The 20,684-nt window shown below is 72.3% G+C and carries 14 protein-coding genes; 7 read left to right on the top strand and 7 right to left on the bottom strand.

Annotation, left to right across the window (positions count from 1 at the left end; all coding sequences use genetic code 11):
* Positions 1 to 259 precede the first annotated feature (259 nt).
* Positions 260 to 1,219, top strand: coding sequence for a pirin family protein (locus tag ACWDZ4_RS04125; RefSeq protein ID WP_451506896.1), 960 nt, complete (start codon positions 260 to 262; stop codon positions 1,217 to 1,219).
* Positions 1,220 to 1,314: 95 nt separating this feature from the next.
* Positions 1,315 to 2,406 carry an AI-2E family transporter gene (locus ACWDZ4_RS04130; RefSeq protein ID WP_451506897.1) on the top strand — a complete coding sequence of 364 codons (1,092 nt, stop codon included), beginning with the start codon at positions 1,315 to 1,317 and terminating at the stop codon, positions 2,404 to 2,406.
* 9 nt (positions 2,407 to 2,415) lie between these two features.
* Here the strand turns inward: ACWDZ4_RS04130 and ACWDZ4_RS04135 are convergent, their stop codons facing one another.
* Both ACWDZ4_RS04135 and ACWDZ4_RS04140 read right to left on the bottom strand, forming a co-directional pair.
* Entirely contained in the window at positions 2,416 to 3,246 is an 831-nt protein-coding gene (locus ACWDZ4_RS04135; RefSeq protein ID WP_451506898.1) for an MBL fold metallo-hydrolase, read from the bottom strand.
* A 302-nt stretch (positions 3,247 to 3,548) separates the two neighbouring features.
* Positions 3,549 to 5,675 (bottom strand): SpoIIE family protein phosphatase, encoded by a 2,127-nt coding sequence (locus tag ACWDZ4_RS04140; RefSeq protein WP_451506899.1) that lies wholly within the window; start codon positions 5,673 to 5,675, stop codon positions 3,549 to 3,551.
* 127 nt (positions 5,676 to 5,802) lie between these two features.
* On the opposite strand from ACWDZ4_RS04140, the gene aspS reads away from it, so the two are divergent.
* Positions 5,803 to 7,569 (top strand): aspartate--tRNA ligase, encoded by a 1,767-nt coding sequence (gene aspS / locus ACWDZ4_RS04145; protein WP_451506900.1) that lies wholly within the window; start codon positions 5,803 to 5,805, stop codon positions 7,567 to 7,569.
* Between the two features lie 153 nt (positions 7,570 to 7,722).
* A complete protein-coding gene (locus tag ACWDZ4_RS04150; RefSeq protein ID WP_451506901.1) occupies positions 7,723 to 8,553 on the top strand; it encodes a hypothetical protein in 831 nt (276 codons plus the stop codon).
* A 106-nt stretch (positions 8,554 to 8,659) separates the two neighbouring features.
* Here ACWDZ4_RS04150 and ACWDZ4_RS04155 read toward each other — a convergent pair whose 3' ends face one another.
* The 3 genes from ACWDZ4_RS04155 to ACWDZ4_RS04165 all read right to left on the bottom strand — a co-directional run bounded on the left by ACWDZ4_RS04155 (position 8,660) and on the right by ACWDZ4_RS04165 (position 14,623).
* A complete protein-coding gene (locus ACWDZ4_RS04155) occupies positions 8,660 to 10,750 on the bottom strand; it encodes a hypothetical protein (RefSeq protein WP_451506902.1) in 2,091 nt (696 codons plus the stop codon).
* Between the two features lie 300 nt (positions 10,751 to 11,050).
* On the bottom strand, positions 11,051 to 12,658 hold the full coding sequence (gene metG / locus ACWDZ4_RS04160) for a methionine--tRNA ligase (RefSeq protein WP_451506903.1): 1,608 nt from the start codon (positions 12,656 to 12,658) through the stop codon (positions 11,051 to 11,053).
* 147 nt (positions 12,659 to 12,805) lie between these two features.
* Positions 12,806 to 14,623: a VWA domain-containing protein gene (locus ACWDZ4_RS04165; RefSeq protein WP_451506904.1), complete on the bottom strand. Its 1,818-nt coding sequence runs from the start codon at positions 14,621 to 14,623 to the stop codon at positions 12,806 to 12,808.
* Positions 14,624 to 15,040: 417 nt separating this feature from the next.
* Here ACWDZ4_RS04165 and ACWDZ4_RS04170 point away from each other — a divergent pair, with 417 nt between their 5' ends.
* Complete coding sequence (locus ACWDZ4_RS04170; RefSeq protein WP_451506905.1) at positions 15,041 to 17,098, top strand: PhoX family protein; 2,058 nt, start codon at positions 15,041 to 15,043, stop codon at positions 17,096 to 17,098.
* Between the two features lie 45 nt (positions 17,099 to 17,143).
* Here ACWDZ4_RS04170 and ACWDZ4_RS04175 read toward each other — a convergent pair whose 3' ends face one another.
* Positions 17,144 to 18,133 (bottom strand): hypothetical protein, encoded by a 990-nt coding sequence (locus ACWDZ4_RS04175; protein WP_451506906.1) that lies wholly within the window; start codon positions 18,131 to 18,133, stop codon positions 17,144 to 17,146.
* A gap of 58 nt (positions 18,134 to 18,191) precedes the next feature.
* Positions 18,192 to 19,676 carry an APC family permease gene (locus ACWDZ4_RS04180; protein WP_451506907.1) on the bottom strand — a complete coding sequence of 495 codons (1,485 nt, stop codon included), beginning with the start codon at positions 19,674 to 19,676 and terminating at the stop codon, positions 18,192 to 18,194.
* 192 nt (positions 19,677 to 19,868) lie between these two features.
* On the opposite strand from ACWDZ4_RS04180, the gene ACWDZ4_RS04185 reads away from it, so the two are divergent.
* Positions 19,869 to 20,273: an RNA-binding S4 domain-containing protein gene (locus tag ACWDZ4_RS04185; protein ID WP_450260822.1), complete on the top strand. Its 405-nt coding sequence runs from the start codon at positions 19,869 to 19,871 to the stop codon at positions 20,271 to 20,273.
* Positions 20,274 to 20,293: 20 nt separating this feature from the next.
* Positions 20,294 to 20,512 carry a hypothetical protein gene (locus ACWDZ4_RS04190; protein ID WP_344489312.1) on the top strand — a complete coding sequence of 73 codons (219 nt, stop codon included), beginning with the start codon at positions 20,294 to 20,296 and terminating at the stop codon, positions 20,510 to 20,512.
* Positions 20,513 to 20,684 lie beyond the last annotated feature (172 nt).

Raw genomic sequence — 20,684 nt, forward strand, 5'->3', positions numbered from 1 at the left:
ACCGTCTGTACGAACAACGAGCCGGCGAGCAGCACCACGAGCACGGCGCGCAGCGCGAGCACGGTCAGCCTTCCCATCATCTCTCCCTCTATCGACCTACGATCGAAATCTATTGTAAAACGATAGGTGAAGCAAGGGCGGGCCGGGTGGCGAGATCTCACCGCGTACCGGCGCCCGGGGAATTCCCCCCGGGCGCCGCTCGTTGAGAGTGACAGGAAGTTCTATATTCAACTAAAGTGGACGTACAAGGAGGCCCGCCATGCCCGCAGTGACCGTGGAGAACCCGTTGGCCCTGCCGAAGGTCGTCGCGCCGAGCGACGCCCTGTCGCGTCCCGTACTGGCCGTCACGACCGCTCCGGGCGGTTTCGAGGGCGAGGGCTTCCCGGTCCGCCGTGCCTTCGCCGGCATCGACTACACGTACCTCGACCCGTTCATCATGATGGACCAGATGGGCGAGGTGGAGTACGGGGCCGGGGAGCCGAAGGGCACGCCCTGGCACCCGCACCGCGGCTTCGAGACGGTCACGTACCTGATCGACGGCACGTTCGTCCACCAGGACAGCAACGGCGGCGGCGGCACGATCCGGGGCGGCGACACCCAGTGGATGACCGCCGGGTCCGGCCTGCTGCACATCGAGGCGCCGCCGGAGTCGCTGGTCATGTCGGGCGGCCTGTTCCACGGCCTCCAGCTGTGGGTCAACCTGCCCGCCTCCGACAAGATGATGGCCCCCCGCTACCAGGACATCCGCGGCGGCCAGGTGCAGCTGCTGACGTCGCCGGACGGGGGCGCGCTGTTCCGTGTCATCGCGGGCGAACTGGACGGCCACGAGGGCCCCGGCATCACGCACACGCCGATCACGATGATCCACGCGACGCTGCGCCCGGGTGCGGAGATCACGCTTCCGTGGCGTGCGGACTTCAACGCGCTGGCGTACGTCCTGGCCGGTCGCGGCAGCGTCGGTACGGACCGCCGCCCCGTCCGCACGGGCCGGACCGCGGTCTTCGGCGGCGGGGACTCGCTGACCGTCCGCGCGGACGAGCAGCAGGACGCGAACGCCCCGGACCTGGAGATCGTCCTCCTCGGCGGACGCCCGATCCGGGAGCCGATGGCGCACTACGGGCCGTTCGTGATGAACACGCAGCAGGAGCTGAAGCAGGCTTTCGAGGACTTCCAGCGGGGCCGCCTCGGCACCGTTCCGGCCGTCCACGGCATGGGCTGAGCGCTGTGGATCCGCCCGGGTGAGCGGCCGCTGGCCGTCACCCGGGCGGGCCCCGCCGGCGGGCCGCCCCGCGCCGCCCGTGGTCCGCTGGGGCCGTGCAGCCGCCCCAGCCGCCCCAGCCGGTTCAGCCGCTCCTTCCCGAGTCCGCGCGCCGGGCCGCCGCCTGGTGTGTCGTCGCGCTGCTCGTCACCGGGGTCGTCGCGGTGGGGATCTGGCTGTGCGTCACCTTCAAGACCGCCGTCACCCCCGTCCTGCTCGCCCTCCTCGGGACCGCGCTGCTCGGGCCCCTGCACCGGCGGCTCGTCACGATGCGGCTGAACCGGTCGCTCGCCGCCCTGCTCACCTGTGCCGCTGTGGTCGCCGTCGTCGGCGGCGCCTCGTACATCGTCGTCAACGCGCTCGTCGGGACCGGCGACCAGATCCTCGGCTCGCTCCGGCAGGCGGCCGGGGACCTGGCCCGGCACTTCGGGGCGGCCGGGACCTCCCTGGACGACGTGGCCCGGAACGCCAGGGAGCTGCTCGGCAGATTCGGCGGGACCGCGGCGTCCGGGGTGATCACCGGGCTCAGCGTCGTCGGGGAGATGACCGCGGTCGCCGTCCTGGCCCTGCTGCTGATGTTCTTCTTCCTCCGGGACTCGGACCGGGCCGCCGGGGCCCTGCGGGCCCTCGCCCCCGGCTCGACCGCCGACACCGTCGAAGCGATGGGCCGCCGCGCCTTCGAGGCCGTCGAGGGCTTCATGCGCGGTACGACGTTCATCGCGCTGATCGACGCGGCCCTCATCACCGCCGGGCTGCTGGTCCTGCGGGTACCCGGCGCGGTCGGCCTCGGCGCGCTGGTCTTCGTCGGCGCGTATATCCCCTACCTCGGCGCCTTCATCTCCGGCGCGGTCGCGGTGCTCGTCGCGCTCGCGGACCGGGGGTTCGTGATCGCGCTGTGGGCGCTGGGGGTCGTACTGGCCGTACAGATGCTGGAGGGGCACGTCCTCCAGCCCGTGATCCAGAGCCGGACCGTGCAGATGCATCCGGCCCTGGTGATGCTGGCGATCACGGCCGGGGCGTCCGTCGCGGGCATCCTGGGGATGCTGCTCGCCGTGCCGCTGACGGCGGCCGTCTTCGGGGTGATCGGAGAGTTGCGCAGGCGTCATGAGCGCGAGAGCGCGAAGGCCGCGCCGGACGCCGGCCGGTAGCGCGCGCTCTCACATGGCCTGTGGGGGGACGGCGCCCCCGGCCACCGGCTCGAAACCCGCGAGCATCTGTTCCAGTGCCTGCTGGTCGGGGCCGACGAAGGGGTCCGAGCCGGGGGCCGACGCGAGCGTGTCGAGCATCTGCGCGGCGATGCCCACGGCCGGCGGCAGGTGGGTGCACAGGACGGTCTCGGGGGCCATGGCGCGCAGCGGCTCGACGGTGGCGAGGTACTTGCCGGTGTCGACGGCGTGCACCCAGGGGCTGTCCACGGTGGCCCACAGCAGCTGGGCGGCGCGCAGGTCCGCAGTGGCGAGCGCGGCGGCCTCGCCGCCGACCGCGAGGTCCGCGCTGGGCATGGGCCCGCCGAAGCAGTCGGAGCTGAAGCAGGTCCGCGACCGGTCGTCGTAGAAGCCGACGGTGGCGGGGTTGTCGAACAGCGGCGGCCGGAAGGCCCTGAGCGTACGGTCGCCGACGTCCAGGCTCTGGCCGGGGTTGACCAGGCGTACCCGGTCGAGCGGCAGGGGGCGTTCGGTGGACATGATCCCGGCGCCGATGAACGTGGTCACGAGGCGCGCCCGGGGAGCGGCGGCGAGCAGGTCGAACAGGCCGCCCGTGTGGTCGCGGTCGGGGTGGGTGAGCCATATCCAGCGCACGTCGGCGGGGTCGATGGCGGAGCCGAGCACGTCGAGGAAATCCCGGTCGGGGAGGCTGAGGCCGGTGTCGACGACGACCGGCTCGTCGGCGAACAGGACGAAGGCGTTGACCGGGAGGAAGCCGATGCCCGGCACCTCCAGGCAGTCCGCCAGTACGGCGGTGTCGCTTCTGGTCTTCTGCGTGCTCATGGCGGATCTCCGTGGTCCCCCCGGCGGCCGATCAGGACAGGGCGGGCGGCGGGATGGGGTCGTCCGTCTTTTCGACCATTCTGCTCCTGCGGGGCCGGTACGGCGTCCCGGGGTCCGGCGTCCCGCGCGGTGCGGGGGCTTCGGGGTCGGTACCGCGCCGGGGCGTCTCCCCGGGCGCCGGACGTCCGGGCACGGGGATGTCCTCGGGGTGGTCGCGTTCGACGCCCTGCGGGGAGCGCCCCGACGCGTCCCCTCCCGGCACCGCGGTCCCGTGAGGCCGGGCTGCCGGGAGCCACAGGGTCTCAAAGGCCCTGCGAGGCGCCGCCCTCGTGGAGCTCGAACCAGATGCACTTGCCCTCGCCCCTCGGGTCCACCCCCCAGGTGTCCGCGAGCATCTCCATCAGGATCAGCCCGCGCCCGCTGGACGCCATCTCCCCCGGGCGGCGCTTGTGCGGCAGCTCGTCGCTGGAGTCCGCCACCTCGACCCTCAGCCGCCGCGCGCCGGGCTCGCCCGTCGCCTCGGCGACCAGCAGGGCGTCGCCGTCCGTGTGCACCAGGACGTTGGTGACCATCTCCGAGACCATCAGCACGGCCGCGTCGAGCTGCTCCTCGTCCGTCCAGTCGTGCAGCAGGTCCCGCAGCTGCCGCCGGGCGCCGGCGATGCGCTCCGGCTCGGCCTGGGCCACGGACAGCGCCGTACGCCGGACCGGGACCCGCGGGCCCGCCGAGGAGCCGGGGCCGCAGCCGCAGTCGGCGCCCTCGCGGCACAGCAGCAGCAGCGCGATGTCGTCCTCGCGGCGGTCCACGAGCGGGCCCGTGGTGTAGTGCGAGGCGGGGCCGTGCACGGCGGAGACGAGGGCGTCGGCGAGCTTCTCCAGGCTGTCGCCGGCGTGCTCCTCCATGATCCGGCGGAGCCTGGCCCAGCCGGTGTCCAGGTCGTGGCCGCCGGTCTCGATGAGGCCGTCCGTACAGATCATGATCGTCTCGCCCGGTTCGAGGACCAGGCGCGTCGTCGGGTAGTCCGTGTCCGGGACGATGCCCAGGGGCAGGCCGCCGGCGGTCGGCCGGACCAGTACCGTCCCGTCGCCGAGGAGCACCGCCGGTTCGGGGTGGCCCGCGCGGGCCACGTCGAGGAAGCCGGTGGCGGGGTCGGCCTCGATGTAGAGGCAGGTCGCGAAGCGCGGGCTGGAGTAGTCGCCGGGCCCGTAGGCGTCGGCCCCGGGGAAATCATGCAGCCCGTGCAGGAAGCGGGAGGCGCGGGAGAGGACCGCGTCCGGGCGGTGTCCCTCGGAGGCGTACGCGCGCAGGGCGATGCGCAGCTGGCCCATGAGCCCGGCGGCCCGTACGTCGTGGCCCTGCACGTCGCCGATGACCAGGGCTATTCGCCCGTTGGGCAGCGGGATCATGTCGTACCAGTCGCCGCCGACCTGGAGCCCCCCGCCGGTCGGCACGTACCGCGCGGCCACCGTCATGCCGGGGATCTCCGGGCCCAGCGTCGGCATCATCGACCGCTGGAGGCCGAGCGACAGCTCGCGCTCGCTCTCGGCCACCGAGGCCCGCTCCAGCGCCTGGGCGAGCATCCGGGCGACCGTCGTCAGTACGGAGCGCTCGTCGGGGGTGAACGCGACGGGGTGCGCGAAGCCCGCCATCCAGGCGCCCATGGTGCGGCCGGCCACCGTCAGGGGTACGAAGGCCCAGGAGCGGCGGGAGGAGGTGCGGGCGAGGGGGCGGCCGGCGGGGTAGCGGCGGCTGTACGCCTGGGGGGACGGGAGGTAGATGGCCCGGCCGGTCCGTACGACCTCGGACGCCGGGTGGTCCGTGTCCAGCAGCATGTCGGCGAACGGGAGCTCGTCGCCGGGGCCGTACCCGTGGTGTCCCAGGACCGTGATGCGGCTGCCCGACGAGCCGAAGACGGCGAGGCTGTCCGGTGAGAAACCGGGCATCGACAGGGACGCGGCGACCCGCAGCACCTCGGACGTGGACCGCGCCTCCGCGAGCGCCCGCCCCGCGTCCAGCAGGAACGCCTCGCGGGAGCGGCGCCAGTCGCCGGTGACCGGGGTGTGGGCGGCTTCGCCCGGCTGCGGCCCGGCGACCTCCTGGAGGGTGCCGAAGAGCTGGTAGTCGCCGTTGGCGGAGACCGGCTTGGAACGGCTGCGTACGGTCCTGAGCAGCCGCCCGTCCACATCCATGATCCGGAGCCGGGCCTCGGCGAGAGTGCCCTCGGCGGCCGCGAGGCTCACGATCCCGTTGACCTCGTTCCAGTCCGCGGGGTGGAAGCGGGAGCGCACGGCGGCCTCGGGAAGCGTCACGGACTCGGCGGGCAGGCCGAGGAGCCGGGCGGCCTCCGCGTCGAGCGTGACGACCCCGGATGCGTTGTCCCAGTGCCACAGGCCGGTCGCGATGGCGGCCAGGATGTCCTCGGTACGCATTGCTTCATCTTTACAGGTCGCAGCCGGGCCGGCCGTGCGAAGGCCGGGCCAGAAAAAGGAGAGGCGCCGGGCGGTAACCTGGAGTGTCTTGTGACAACCCCGAATCCCGAAGGCTGGATGAACGACGATGCATCGGTACAGGTCCCACACCTGCGGCGAGCTCCGCGCCTCTGACGTCGGCACCGACGTCCGGCTGAGCGGCTGGCTGCACAATCGTCGAGACCTGGGCGGCATCCTCTTCATCGATCTGCGCGATCACTACGGCATCACGCAGCTCGTCGCCCGCCCCGGCACCCCGGCGTACGACGTCCTCGACAAGCTCAACAAGGAGTCGGTCGTCCGCGTCGACGGCCGGGCCGTCTCGCGCGGCGCCGACAACGTCAACCCGGAGCTGCCCACCGGTGAGATCGAGGTCGAGGTCGCGGAGGTCGAGCTGCTGGGGGAGTCGCAGCAGCTGCCGTTCCAGATCAACACCGACGACGGGGTGGGTGAGGAGCGCCGTCTGGAGTACCGCTTCCTCGACCTGCGCCGCGAGCGCATGCACCGCAACATCATGCTGCGCTCGGCCGTCATCGCCTCCATCCGTTCCAAGATGGTGGCCCTCGGCTTCAACGAGATGGCGACGCCCATTCTGACGGCGACGTCTCCCGAGGGTGCGAGGGACTTCGTCGTTCCGTCCCGCCTCAACCCCGGCAAGTTCTACGCGCTGCCGCAGGCCCCGCAGCAGTTCAAGCAGCTGCTGATGATCTCGGGCTTCGACCGCTACTTCCAGATCGCGCCGTGCTTCCGCGACGAGGACGCCCGCGCCGACCGCTCGCCGGGCGAGTTCTACCAGCTCGACGTGGAGATGAGCTTCGTCGAGCAGGAGGACGTCTTCCAGCCGATCGAGAAGCTGATGACCGAGCTCTTCGAGGAGTTCGGAGGCGGCCGCCACGTCACGTCGCCCTTCCCGCGGATCCCGTTCCGCGAGTCGATGCTGAAGTACGGCAACGACAAGCCGGACCTGCGCGCCAAGCTGGAGCTCGTCGACATCTCCGACGTCTTCGCCGGCTCGGAGTTCAAGGCGTTCGCCGGCAAGCACGTGCGCGCGCTGCCGGTGCCGGACACGGCGGGCCAGTCCCGGAAGTTCTTCGACGGCCTCGGCGACTACGCCGTCGAGCACGGCGCGAAGGGCCTGGCCTGGGTGCGCGTCGGCGAGGACGGTTCGCTGAGCGGCCCGATCGCCAAGTTCCTCACCGAGGAGAACGTCAAGGTCCTCACCGAGCGCCTGTCACTGGCCCCCGGCCACGCGGTCTTCTTCGGCGCGGGCGAGTTCGACGAAGTCTCCAAGATCATGTCGGCGGTCCGGGTCGAGGCCGCCAAGCGCGCCGGTCACTTCGAGGAGGGCGTCTTCCGGTTCTGCTGGATCGTCGACTTCCCGATGTACGAGAAGGACGAGGAGTCCGGCAGGATCGACTTCTCGCACAACCCCTTCTCGATGCCGCAGGGCGGTATCGAGGCCCTGGAGACCCAGGACCCGTTGGACATCCTGGGCTGGCAGTACGACATCGTCTGCAACGGTGTCGAGCTGTCCTCCGGCGCGATCCGCAACCACGAGCCCGACGTCATGTTCAAGGCGTTCGAGATCGCCGGTTACTCGAAGGAGACCGTCGAGCGCGAGTTCGCGGGCATGCTCCGTGCCTTCCAGTTCGGCGCCCCGCCGCACGGCGGCATCGCCCCGGGCATCGACCGCATCGTGATGCTGCTCGCCGACGAGCCGAACATCCGCGAGACGATCGCGTTCCCGCTGAACCAGAACGCCCAGGACCTGATGATGGGCGCGCCGACGACGCTGGACGAGGCCCGTCTGCGGGAGCTCAACATTCAGCTGCGGAAGCCGGTTTCCGACAAGTAGTGCGCTTAGGTTGAAGGGGTTCGGAACCGACCGGTTCCGGGCCCCTTCTTCCATGTCGCGGATGCTTCCTGGAAGCGAGGGCCTGTGTGGCCGGCCTCCGCGCGGAACGCGTCGAGGCGGTCCGTTCGGCAGCAGGACGACGAAGGGAACGAAATGAAGCGCCGGAACCGGACCATCGCCCCGCTGACCGCGCTGCTGGCGGCAGCCGCATTCCTGGCGACGGGCTGCGGTACGGGCACGAACACCACGAGTACCAGTACCGGCTCCGCCGCCCCCGCCACCGGGGCGCCGCGGGCCGACGCGCGGCCCGGCGCGCCGGCGCACCAGGCGTCCGGCGGCAAGGCGGGCAGGGTCGCACCGGACCGGCCCGCGTCGCCGCAGAGGCGCCCGCTGCTCCGGCTCCCGGGCCTGGGCCCCAAGACCCTCGCCCGGGTCCCCGGCCGCACCCGCCAGGCACTCGTCGTCACCGGAGAGGGCCGCGACGAGAACCGGGGCACGGCGGTCCTCTACGAGCGCGACCGCCCCGGCGCCCCCTGGCGCCCCGGCACCTCCTGGCCCACCCACAACGGCCTGCGCGGCTGGACCGACAAGCACGTGCACGGCGACCTGCGCTCCCCGATCGGCGTCTTCACCCTGACCGACGCGGGCGGCCTGCTCCCCGACCCGGGCACGAAGCTGCCGTACGACCAGGGCCCCGCCTTCACCGCCCGCGGCACGGGCTCCCTGGGCGAGCCGCTCACGGGCTCCTTCGACTACGTCATCGCCATCGACTACAACCGCGAGCCCGGCACCACCCCGCTGGACTGGACCCGCCCCCTCGGCGCGGCCCGGGGCGGCGGCATCTGGCTGCACGTGGACCACGACGGCCCGACGCAGGGCTGCGTGTCCCTGCGCAAGGACGTGATGAAGCACCTCCTGCGCACGGTCGACCCGGCGAAGAACCCGGTGGTGGTGATGGGCGACGCGGCGTCGCTGCGCGACTGAGCGGGCGCACAGCACGTCGCCCCGCCGGTCGGGTGACCGGCGGGGCGAAGGGCGGGAGCGGACCGGGGCCCGGCCGGCTTCCGTGGCGTCTGGTGCTGTCGGGCCGTCAGGCGTTGGCCGGCTCCTCGGAGCCGGCCGGGTCGGAGTCGAGTTCCCCGGAGGCGTCCTCGAACCCGGCCGTGCGCTGAGCCGGAACCTCCGCGGCGAGGCGGGTCGTCATCCGGGCGCGGCGCTCGTCGGCCTTGGCGCACAGGGCGAGGGCCGCCGCGTTGAAGCGGACCAGGGAGGGCGGGTCGGACGGGCCGAGGAGGTGCTCCTTCAGCTCGGCGCGGGCCTCCCTGTACGGGTCCTTCTCCGGGTGGCGCACGGACTCCAGGAGCTCCGGGACGCCGGACGCGTCCGGGGTGAGGACGGCGGCGGCCCGCACGGTCGGGAAGCCGGCCCGGAACTCGGTCTCCGTCATGCCGCTGGTGTTGGCCACGGCGTACGGCTTCTCGCTGTACAGGTAGTCCGAGACGACGCTCGACACATCGCTGATCAGCAGGTCGGCCTGGTTGAAGCAGCTGTATATGCCGGGGCGCGCGGTGACGACGATCCGGTGCTCCCACTCGGGGAACGACGCCCAGTAGGCCGCCTCCCAGGCCGCGGCGGCCGCGGCGACGGCCGCCGCGCGGCCCTCCTCGGGCGAGCCCTGGAGCAGCATCCGCTCCAGCTCGTCCACGCCGGTCCGGAAGCCGGTGCTGGTGAGCCGGTCGAGTTCGGCGGTGCGGCGGTCGAGTTCGGCGGCCGCCTCGGGGCCGGGGCGGGGGCCGGAGCGCCCGGTGTTGGCCTCGGCGATCATCGCGCGGATGCGCTTGTCGGCGGCCCCGGCCTCCGGGTCGACGGAGCCGGTCATCGGGTGCGGCTTGTAGAGCAGCCGTACGCGGTCGTCCGCCAGGAGCGCGCGGACGAGGTTCTCGCCGGCCAGGACGACCGAGGTGTTGCCGGGGTTGCCGTCCCAGCCCTCCCAGGTGGGGGCGTACAGCACGGTCGTGTACGTGCCCTCGGGAGCGCCCGCGTAGGGCAGGATCGGGGCCAGCTGCGGGCGGCCCACCTCCACCACGTCCTTGTCGTCGACGCCGGTCTCGGCGAGCTGGTAGCGCTCGCGCGCCGCCGGGCCGGCCACCCACACCTCGTCGTACGCCTTGGCGTACGGGTTGCAGCTGGACAGCTTGTCGCTCTCGCCGTGGTTGGTGAAGGCGTGCTTGATGGAGGGGATGCGCAGCACCTGCGAGGTCTTACCGGAGTTCGCCGGGTGCAGCATCATCTTCAGCGTCGAGTTCTCCAGCGCGAACATGTGCGCGACCTTGGGGATGCAGATGATCGGCACGTCCGTGGCCTGGATCTTCTGCACCATGAAGCGCTCGCGCAGCACGATCAGCGGCTTGCCGTCCAGTTCGGAGAGCGTGGAGAGCCACATGTTCGCCTGGTACGCCGAGGTGGTGCCGCCGGAGAAGTACATCGCCACGGTCGGCCGGTACTCCGCCAGCCAGGCGTCCAGCCACTCCAGCGTCTCCTGCGGGGTGGCGGGGCGCTTCTTCGGCAGCAGCCAGGTGGCCAGGCGGACGGTGCCGGCGGCCATCAGGAGGAGGGAGACGCCGATGCCGGCGGCGCCGCCGTACACGTCCCCGGTGACCGCGGTGACCAGCAGGCCGGCGGTGGCGGGCACGGAGAAGGCGAGCAGCCGGTGGCCGGGGCGGCGGGCCAGGATCCGCGGGGGAGCGGTGGAGGGGCGCAGCGCCGAGACGTCGATGTTGCGGGTGACGATGGGCAGCGTGCGCACGCGCCGGACCATCAGCGCCACCGCCTGGCAGACGAAGTGCAGTGCGTAGAAGAAGAGCAGCGCGAGGGTGAGGGGGGAGTGCTCACGCAGCGGCTGGATGTCGTCGATGCGCAACAGGCCGACCAGGATCAGCATGTCGCGCAGCAGCTGCCGGACGGTGACGTCGAAACGTATTCGGTTCAGCTTCGAGAGCAGGGCGGGCCGCTTGTACTGGAGGTACAGATCGAGCGCGAGACCCGCGGCGGAGGCGGCGACGAACACCGGCACATGGGCCAGCAGTGCGCCGACGAGCTGAGCTGCGAATGCCGCGAGCACCGCGAGCAGCGCGGAGAGCTGCACGACGCGGCGGCGTTGGGGGAGTCCGGTAGAGGGCACGGGCGGGGCTCCTGGCAGGGAGGAACGAGCGAATGGGGGAAGCCGTTGGGGGGCGGCCGGTCTTCTCGCACCGGGAAGGCGGGACGAGCGATGGCGAAGAAGGCCGACCGCCGACCGTATGACGCGCACCGTCCCCGCACCAATCGGTCGAGACAATAATCACCTTGAGCGGACATGTGACCGGCCCTCTGGGGCTGCCTCCCCGCCGGGGGCCGGGAACGGCGGGGGGCGGTCGACGAGGGGGCAGGGCCCGGTGGTGTGGTCCAGGCCCTGCCCCCTCGTACGCCGTACGGGTACGTCTTACGCCTTCTTCGGGTCCTCCAGGCGGGGGAACAGCACCGCGCCCTTCGTCACCGTCACACCGGCCGGGAGCTGCCCCCACGTGGCCGCGTCCTGGACCGGCCGGCCGTCGAGGGCGCCCAGGGGCGCCTCCGCGCCCAGGGAGTCCCACAGCTTCTGCGAGGTCTCGGGCATGACCGGGTTCAGCAGGACGGCCATCGCGCGCAGCGACTCGGCGGCCGTGTAGAGGATCGTCGCGAGACGGGCCCGGCCCCGGGGCGACTCGTCCTTGGCCACCTTCCACGGCTCCTGCTCCGTGATGTAGCCGTTGACCTGCTTCACGAAGTCGAAGATCGCCAGGATGCCGCCCTGGAAGTCCAGCTCCTCGCCGATCTTCCGGTCGGCCTCGGCGAGCGCCTTCGTGAGGCCCTCCTGGACCGCCGTCTCCGCGTCACCGGCCGCCGTCGCCTCCGGCAGCGTGCCGCCGAAGTACTTGCCGACCATCGCGGCCACGCGCGAGGCGAGGTTGCCGAAGTCGTTGGCGAGCTCGCTCGTGTAGCGGGCGCTGAAGTCCTCCCACGAGAACGAGCCGTCCTGGCCGAAGGCGATCGCCCGCAGGAAGTACCAGCGGTAGGCGTCCACGCCGAAGTGCGAGGTCAGGTCCTGCGGCTTGATGCCGGTCAGGTTCGACTTCGACATCTTCTCGCCGCCGACCATCAGCCAGCCGTTGGCCGCGACCCGGCCCGGGACCGGCAGGCCCTGCGCCATCAGCATCGCGGGCCAGATGATCGCGTGGAAGCGCAGGATGTCCTTGCCGACCAGGTGGACGTCGGCCGGGAACGTCGCGTCGAACTTCGCCTGGTCCGCGCCGTAGCCGACGGCGGTGGCGTAGTTGAGGAGAGCGTCGACCCACACGTAGATGACGTGCTTCTCGTCCCACGGGACCGGGATGCCCCAGTCGAACGTCGAGCGCGAGATGGACAGGTCCTGGAGGCCCTGCCGCACGAAGTTCAGGACCTCGTTGCGGGCCGACTCGGGCTGGACGAAGCCGGGGTTGGCCTCGTAGAACTCCAGGAGCTTCGGGCCGTACTCGCTGAGCTTGAAGAAGTAGTTCTCCTCCTTGAGGATCTCCACCGGCTTCTTGTGGACCGGGCACAGCTTCGTGCCGTCCTCGGCCTCGATGAGATCACCGGGGAGCTTGTACTCCTCGCAGCCCACGCAGTACGGGCCCTCGTACCCGCCCTTGTAGATCTCGCCCTTGTCGTACAGGTCCTGCACGAACTCCTGCACACGGTCGGTGTGCCGCTTCTCCGTCGTGCGGATGAAGTCGTCGTTCGCGATGTCCAGGTGCTCCCAGAGGGGCTTCCAGGCATCCTCGACGAGCTTGTCGCACCACTCCTGGGGCGAGACCCCGTTCGCCTCGGCAGTGCGCATGATCTTCTGACCGTGCTCGTCCGTGCCGGTGAGGTACCACACCTTCTCGCCGCGCTGACGGTGCCAGCGCGTGAGCACGTCACCTGCAACGGTCGTGTAGGCGTGGCCCAGGTGAGGAGCGTCGTTGACGTAGTAAATCGGGGTCGTGACGTAGAACGCCTTCGTCCCCTGCTTCTCGGATCCAGTGGCCGCCATGGTCGAAATCCTAACGGCCCACAGGTGATCCACTCACACGCATAAAACGGCGGGACGGTGACGGTGGTGCCCCGCGCTCCGGGGCACCGCCGTCACCGTCCCGCCGCCTGGACCCTGAGGCCCCTGCCTGGGCCTCGAGGCCCTCGCCTAGGTCTTGAGACCCTTCAGGCCCTGGACCAGCTGTGCGTACAGGTCGGCGTCCGCGACCTCGCGCGGGGCCGGGCCCGCGTGGAAGAAGGCGGCGTTGGGGACGTCGAGCTTCCGGAGGAAGTCGAAGCCCTTGGCGTCGTGCTCACCGAACGCGACGAACTGCCAGAAGAGGGACTTTTCCGTGGCGTCGGCCAGGGCCTGCTTGGCGGGTCCCTTGGCGTCGGGGGGACCGTCCGTCTGGAAGACGACCAGGGCGGGGCGGCCGCTGCCGGACTTCTCGTGGTGCGCGACGACCTCTTCGACGGCGCGGTGGTAGCTCGTACGCCCCATGTGTCCGATGGCGGCATGCGCCTCGTCCACCCGGCCCTCGTACTCACCGAGGTCCACGTCGACGGTTCCGTCGATGTCGGTCGAGAAGAACACGACGTGCACGGCGGCGTCCCCGTCGAGGTGCGCGGCGAGGGCGAGGGTCCGGTCGGCGAGGTGCTGGGCGCTGCCGTCCTTGTAGAACGACCGCATGGACCCGGACCGGTCGAGAACCAGGTACACGTCCGCCCGCGCCCCGGCGAGCTGCTCGGCGTCGAGTGCAGCCCCGGCGGCCTGGTAGTGCGCGGCGAGTGCGGGGGCGCGTGACGTGATGTCCGCGAGGGAAAGGGCGGACCCCCTGCCTTCCCGGCCGTCGCCGACGGCGCCGTCGCCGACGACGCTGCTGTCGCTGTCGTCGGTGCTCTGGCTGTCGTCGTCCGCGCTCTGGCCGGGGGGCTCCTCTTCGGCGGCGAGCGGCTCGGGTTCGGTGACCGTTTCCCCTTCCCCTTCCCCTTCCCCTTCCGTTTCCGCTTCTGCTTCCGGGGCGGCGACGGTGGCGGGGGTGAGCGCCGGCTCGGGCTCGGGTTCGGTGGCCGGGGCGGCCTCCGTCGTGGCGGGCTCGGGCTCCGGGGTGGCGGTCGCGGCGGGCTCGGTGATCGGCTCGGCGTCGGCGGTGACCGGCTCCGGGTCGGCGGCCGGCTGGGGCGTGGCGGCCGGCTGGGCGTCGGCCGGGGCTTCGCCGGTCGGCTCGGGCTCGGTGGCCGTTTCTGCTTCTGCTTCCGGGGCGGCGACGGTGGCGGGGGTGAGCGCCGGCTCGGGCTCGGGTTCGGCCTCGGGTTCGGTGGCCGGGGCGGTCTCCGTCGTGGCGGGCTCGGGCTCCGGGGTGGCGGTCGCGGCGGGCTCGGGCGCGGCCTCCTCGGCGGGTTCGGTGGGCTCCGGGGCCGTTGCCGGTGCGACATCGTCGGCCTTGTCGGCCTTGTCGGCAGCGATGGGCTCGGCGGGGGCTTCGACGGGGGCTTCTGCCGCGACCGGCTCGGTGGTGGCCGCGTTCGCCTCGGGGTCGGTGGGCTGCGAGGGGACCGTGACCGGGGTCGAGGGGGGCACGGGGGGCGGGTCTGCCGGGGTGGACTGGGCGGGGACGTTCGGCCCCGGCGGGGGAGTCGTCGTGCGGGACGCGGGCGCGGGCGGATTGTCGAAGGCCGCGGCCACCAGGTCCGATGCGATGCCCGGTGCCGTCGGCTTCCTGGCCGGCTTCTCCACCGCCGTTTCGTCCTCCTGGGCCGAGGTCTGCGACGGGGCGGGTACGGAGGCCACCGTCTCCCTGACCTCGGCGGACGCGGATTCCGGTTCCGGTGCGGACTCCGGTTCCGGCGCGGAGACCGGGTCCGGCTTCCGTTCGGCCTGGGACGGAACGGAAGCTGCCGTCGAGGTCTCCCGTGTCGGCGGCTGCTCGTTGCTCTCCGCTCGATCGCGTCCGAACACCTTGCGCAGCAAGCTCCGAATGCCCATGGGCGAGGCCTTTCGCATGAGTTGGGTGCGATGCACGTCCGCACCCGTGGGATCAACCCTGGCCAGGGCGGACACGTAAGGTTAGCGGCCCCGCCCGTTGATCTTCGGGAGGGTCAGCCGTGCCGTTCCGGTTCCGGGCGCGTTCCGGGCGCACGCGGCTCGCGCCGGCGGGCACGGACACCCACCGCGCCCCTCGGGCCGCCCCGGCGCCGGCCCCGCGCTCCGTACCCCGTACGCGCCCCTCACCGCCACGGCAACTCCCGCACGGCCGTCACGCATTCACCCCGCGTTCACCCCACGGCCGCCGGAACGCGCACGCACGCCCCTAACGTCACGGCCGGAGACATTCCGACACGAACACGATGTCGGCGCGGGGCGCGCCGAAACACTGCCCGTACAGCCCATTTGGAGGGGTCCGTGCGCAATCTGCTGCCGCTGCTCAACTCGCCGCACCCGGGTGGGCGCTCCGCGCTGACCTGTCGCTACCGCTGCGGAGACGCCTGCTTCCAGGACGTCCCGAACACCAGCGACAACGAGTACGCCGGTGACGTCATAGCCGGCGCTCTGTCGAGACGGTCGATGATGCGCGCGGCCGCCGTGGTGACCGTGGCCACCGCCGCCGGAGCCTCGGCCCTCGCCGGCTCCGCCGCCCCGCAGGCCGTGGCGGCGGAAGGCCGCCCAAAGCCCCCGGCCGGCAAGGGCAAGGACGACGGCGCGCGCGGGCTGCGCTTCGCGCCCGTCGCGCCCAACACCGCCGACGCCGTCACGGTCCCCGACGGCTACGCCCAGAACGTGGTGATCCGCTGGGGCGAGCCCATCCTCCGCGGCGCCCCCGCCTTCGACCCGGACCAGCAGTCCGCCAAGGCGCAGGCCGGCCAGTTCGGCTACAACAACGACTTCCTCTCCCTGCTCCCCCTCCCCGGTGAGCACGGCCGCCAGGTACTCGTCGCCAACCACGAGTACACGGACGAAATCCTGATGTTCAGGGGATACGACCCGGCCGAGCCCACCCGCGAGCAGGTCGAGACCGCCTGGGCCGCCCACGGCCTGTCCGTCGTCGTCGTCCAGGAGGAGCGCAGGTCCGGCAGGCTCACGCCGGTCACCCGTCACCACCTCAACCGCCGCCTCCACACGACCTCCGTCTTCGAGCTGACCGGCCCCGCCGCCGGCAGCGCGCTCCTGAAGACCTCCGCCGACCCGACCGGCAAGAAGGTCCTCGGTACGCTCAACAACTGCGCCGGCGGCACCACCCCGTGGGGCACGACCCTGCACGGCGAGGAGAACTTCAACCAGTACTTCGCCAACGGCTCCAGCGCCACCGACAAGCGCTACGGCATCGGCTCCGGCGCCACCGAGCGCAAGTGGGAGCTCTTCGACCAGCGCTTCGACGTCAGGCAGGAGCCGAACGAGCCGCACCGCCAGGGCTGGGTCGTCGAGCTCGACCCGTACGACCCCGACTCGACGCCCCGCAAGCGCACCGCGCTCGGCCGCTTCAAGCACGAGGCCGCGCAGCCCCGGCTGACCGCCGACGGCCGCCCCGTCGTCTACATGGGCGACGACGAGCGCTTCGACTACTTCTACAAGTTCGTCTCCTCGAAGCGGATGAAGAAGGGGAACTCGCGGGCCGCCCGCGAGCACAACCTCACCCTCCTCGACGAGGGCACGCTGTACGTCGCCAGGATCACCGGTGACTCCCCCGGCGAGATCGACGGCACGGGCAAGCTCCCCGACGACGGCGAGTTCGACGGCAGCGGCGTCTGGATCCCGCTCGCCACCGGCACCACCTCGCACGTCCCCGGCATGACGGCCGAAGAGGTGTACGTCTTCACCCGCCTCGCGGGCGACAAGGTCGGCGCGACCAAGATGGACCGCCCCGAGGACGTCGAGCCGAGCCCCCGCACCGGCCGCGTGTACATCGCCCTCACGAACAACACCGACCGGGGCAAGCCCGGCAAGGCGGGCGCCGACGAGGCCAACCCGCGCAACCTCAACAAGCACGGCCAGGTCCTGGAGCTGGCCGAGCACTGGGACGACCCGGCGTCCGACGGCTTCGCCTGGCGGCTCTTCCTGGTCGCGGGCGACCCGGACGACCCGGCGACGTACTTCGCGGGCTTCCCGAAGGACCGGGTCAGCCCGATCTCCTGCCCGGACAACGTGGCCTTCGACCCGCACGGCAACCTGTGGCTCTCCACCGACGGCAACCAGCTCGGCTCCCACGACGGCCTGTTCGGCGTGGCGACGCGCGGCGAGCGGCGCGGTGAGCTGAAGCAGTTCCTGACCGTCCCGAAGGGCGCCGAGACCTGCGGTCCGGTCATCCAGGACCGCCGGGTGCTCGTCGCGGTCCAGCACCCGGGCGAGGTCGACGGCGCGAGCGTCGAGAAGCCGGCGTCGGCGTGGCCGGACGGACCGGGCAAGCTCGTCCGCCCGTCGGTGGTGGCGGTGTACCGCAGGGACGGCCGCGACATCGGCGTGTAGCGGCCACCCGCCGAAGGGGCTGGAGCCTGCCGTCACCGGCGGACTTCAGCCCTTTCCGCGCTCCGCGCCCACCTGGTCGCGCCACCTCGTGTACTGCTCCGCCGCGTCCCCCGTGTACGCCCACGGCACCCGCGCCGCGCGTCCGTCCAGCAGCGCGAAGGACTCCCGCGCCTCGTCCGGCAGGCCCGCCCAGCAGGCCGCGTGGGCCAGGTAGTTGAGCTCGCCGACCTCCTCCGGGGCCACGGGTCCCGGCGGCCGCCCGCCCAGCCACCGCTCCTGGGTCCGGCGTACCTCCGTCACGGCCAGCTCGTGGTGCCAGTGCTGGTCGAAGCCGCGCACCGGACGGCCCCTGGCCGCCGCCGCGACGTACCGGTACTCCTCCACCCGCGCGATCTGCACCAGCACCGCCAGTGGCGATCCCGCGGGCGCCGCGCCCGCCGCGTCGCGGGCGAAGTCGTACATCCGGCCGTGCGTGCCGTGCCAGCGCGCCGAGTGGTAGCGCAGCAGCTGCACGTGGCCCTCGGTGTTGTACGGGTCGCGGCGGCGCAGCTCCTCCCACCACTCGCGCAGCTCCGCCCGGCCGACTCCGTCGCCGTACAGCCGCGCCACGGTCAGCAGCGACACCCAGGGCATCGGGTCGGCGGGGCACGCGTCGGCCGCGCTCAGGCAGGTCATGACGGCGACGTCGATGCGGGCGCGGTCGATCTCGGCACCGCGTCCGGCCTCGATGGCCTGGTTGAAGACCCGTACGACCTCGGTCGCGGCCCGCAGCACCGCGGCGTCCGGGCTGTCCGGCTCGGCCGCCCGCCACGCCTCCACCACGGAGCTGCTCGCGGCCGCGTTCGCGAGCAGCCGCAGCCGGTGGGTGCGCAGGGCCCAGTCCTCGCCCGTGGCGCGCAGCAGGTCGCGTACGCCCTGCCAGCGGCCGATCACGATGTCCTGCCGGGCCGCGGTCAGCGGCCGGTCGCCGAAGTCCGGGTCGAAGTCGGGTGCGCGACCGGAACCGGAACCGGAACGACGGCGGAGTACGGCCATCGGGGCACCTCCTGATCAGAGAGTCGGCGGTCGGGAATCCGGGGTCACGGAGCCGGTGTCAGAAGTCGGTGGGGAATCCGGCGTCGGCGTAGTCCCGGCGGCCCCCGCGCTCCGATCCGGAACCGACGTGCACCGCGTCGATCGGGATGGCGCGGGTGGCGTCGAGCCGCGCGGGGGTGTAGTACGCGCTGCCCTGCCGCCAGTACCAGAGCATCGGGACGACGCCGGCGGCCAGCCCGCCGAGGCCGATCGCGATCGCCGCCGCGCTGAGTTCGGTGAGCGAGGCCGCGAAGACGCAGAACATGAACAGCGAACCGAGCAGCGGCCAGGCCCCGCCGAGGACGAAGTCCTTCGGGGAGGCCAGCAGCGTCTTGCGGTAGGCGACGACGGCCGCGAGCCCCGCGAGCCCGTAGTACAGCGTCGTCTGGAGACCGATCGCGGCGAGCGCGTCCGACATGATCTGCTCGGTCGAGCCGAGCGCGTTCGAGGCGACGAAGAGGACGAGCGCGACCGTGCCGACGACGGCGACCGCGACCCACGGGGTGTTCCAGCGGCGGTGCACGAGGCCGAGCGCGGACGGCATCGTACGGTCGCGGCCCATCGCGAAGAGCGAGCGCGTGACCTGGATCAGGGTGGTCTCCAGGGTGGCGATGGTGGAGAGCACGACGGCCAGGACCATCAGCTTGCCGCCGACGCCGGGCCAGATCACCTCGCCGAGGACCGCGAGGACGTTGGTGTCGTGCGCGGAGATCTGCTCGCTCGTCAGGATGACGTTGACGGCGATCGTGAAGACGACGAACAGCAGGAAGACGACGCCCACTCCGACCAGCGAGGCGAGCCCGGCGGTGCGGCGGCTGTCGCGGGTCTCCTCGCTGAGGTTGCTGGTGACGTCCCAGCCCCAGTAGTAGAAGGCGGCGATCAGGGTGCCCGCGGCGAAGCCGGTGAAGCCGTCGAAGTGGCCGAAGCCGAGCCAGGACCAGTCGAAGGCGGCCGCCGCGCCGTTGTGGAGGAGCGCGCCGAGCGCGAAGAGGGCAAGGATCGCGAGCTCGACGCCGGAGACCAGCAACTGGGCGCGGGCGGAGAGGCGGGCACCGCCGAGTACGACGGCGAGCATCAGCAGGAACCAGCCGGCGCCGGCGGCGGTGGCGAGCGCGGTGTTCGACGCGAGGTCCGGGTCGACGAGGGAAAGGGTCATCTGACCTGCGGGAAGCGATCCGGCGACCATGAAGATCGTGGCGGCGACGACGAGCGCCCAGCCGCTGATGAAGCCGAGGAAGGGGTGCAGGGTGCGGCCCACCCAGGAGTAGGTGGCACCCGCGTTCACGTCGATGCGGCCGAGGCGGCCGAAGGCCAGGACGATACCGAGCATGGGGATCGCGCAGTAGAGCAGCGCGGCCGGGCTGGCGAGGCCGACGGCGCCGACGAGGACGGCGGTGGTGGCGGCGAGGGAGTAGGCGGGGGCGCTGCCCGCGACGGCCATCACGATCGTTTCGAAGGTGCCGAGGGCGTTGGGCTGGAGCCCTCTGCCGGAGGTGTGGCTCATGCTGTTCTCCACTGCTTCCGGAGGTGTGCCGGACACAATTGGAATGCTCTGTTCCCGTTGTGTGGCACGACATGTGGCGACAAGTCAGAGATGTTGCCCCAGTCCGGAGGCGTCCCCTCCGGACGGGAGATCGTGCGCATAGTAGTGCGCTTCGTGCGCGGGGAGCAGCCGGGCGGTCGTACCCTCGGACCCATGGCTTCAGACGAGGGGACGACCAGCGCCGGGACGGTACGGATCGACGTCTGGATCTGGTCCGTACGACTCACCAAGACCCGCTCCCAGGCGGCGGCGGCCTGCAAGGCGGGCCATGTCCGCGTCGGCGGCGAGCGGGTCAAGCCGGCGCACGCGCTGAAGGCGGGCGACGAGGTACGGCTGTTCCACGCCGGCCGGGAGCGGATCGTGGTCGTCTCGCGGATCATCCGCAAGCGCGTGGGCGCCCCCGCGGCGGCCGAGTGCTACGTCGACAACAGCCCGCCGCCCCCGCCCCGCGAGTTCGTCGCGCCGGTGGCGGTGCGCGACCGGGGCGCGGGCCGGCCGACGAAGCGCGACCGGCGCGAGATGGAGCGGCTCCAGGGGCCGAAGCCGACGGCCGGCTGACGGCTGGCAGAGTGAGGGCCATGTCGTCGACCTCCCCGCGCCGCCCGTGCCCGTTCTGTGGCCGTGAGGTCGCCGTCGTCGCGGGCCGCTTCGTACGCCACGACCCGCGCACCCGGGCCGCCACCGCCGAGCTGACCCTGTGTGCCGGTTCGAAGCGCGCGGCTCCCGCCGCGGCGTCGCAGCGCACCCTGGACGGCTACGAGCTGCCGCCGTTCCCCGGCCAGCTGCCCCTGTTCTAGCGCGGCGGGGGCGTGGCGCCTGCCGCTGCGCGGGGCTTTTCCCTACCCCGCCCCTTCCCGAACCGGGGGCAAGCCCCCCGCCCCTTCCCGAACCGGGGGCAAGCCCCCCGCCCCTTCCCGAACCGGGGGCAAGCCCCCCGCCCCTTCCCGAACCGGGGGCAAGCCCCCCGGG

Source organism: Streptomyces sp. NPDC003016 (assembly GCF_053591455.1).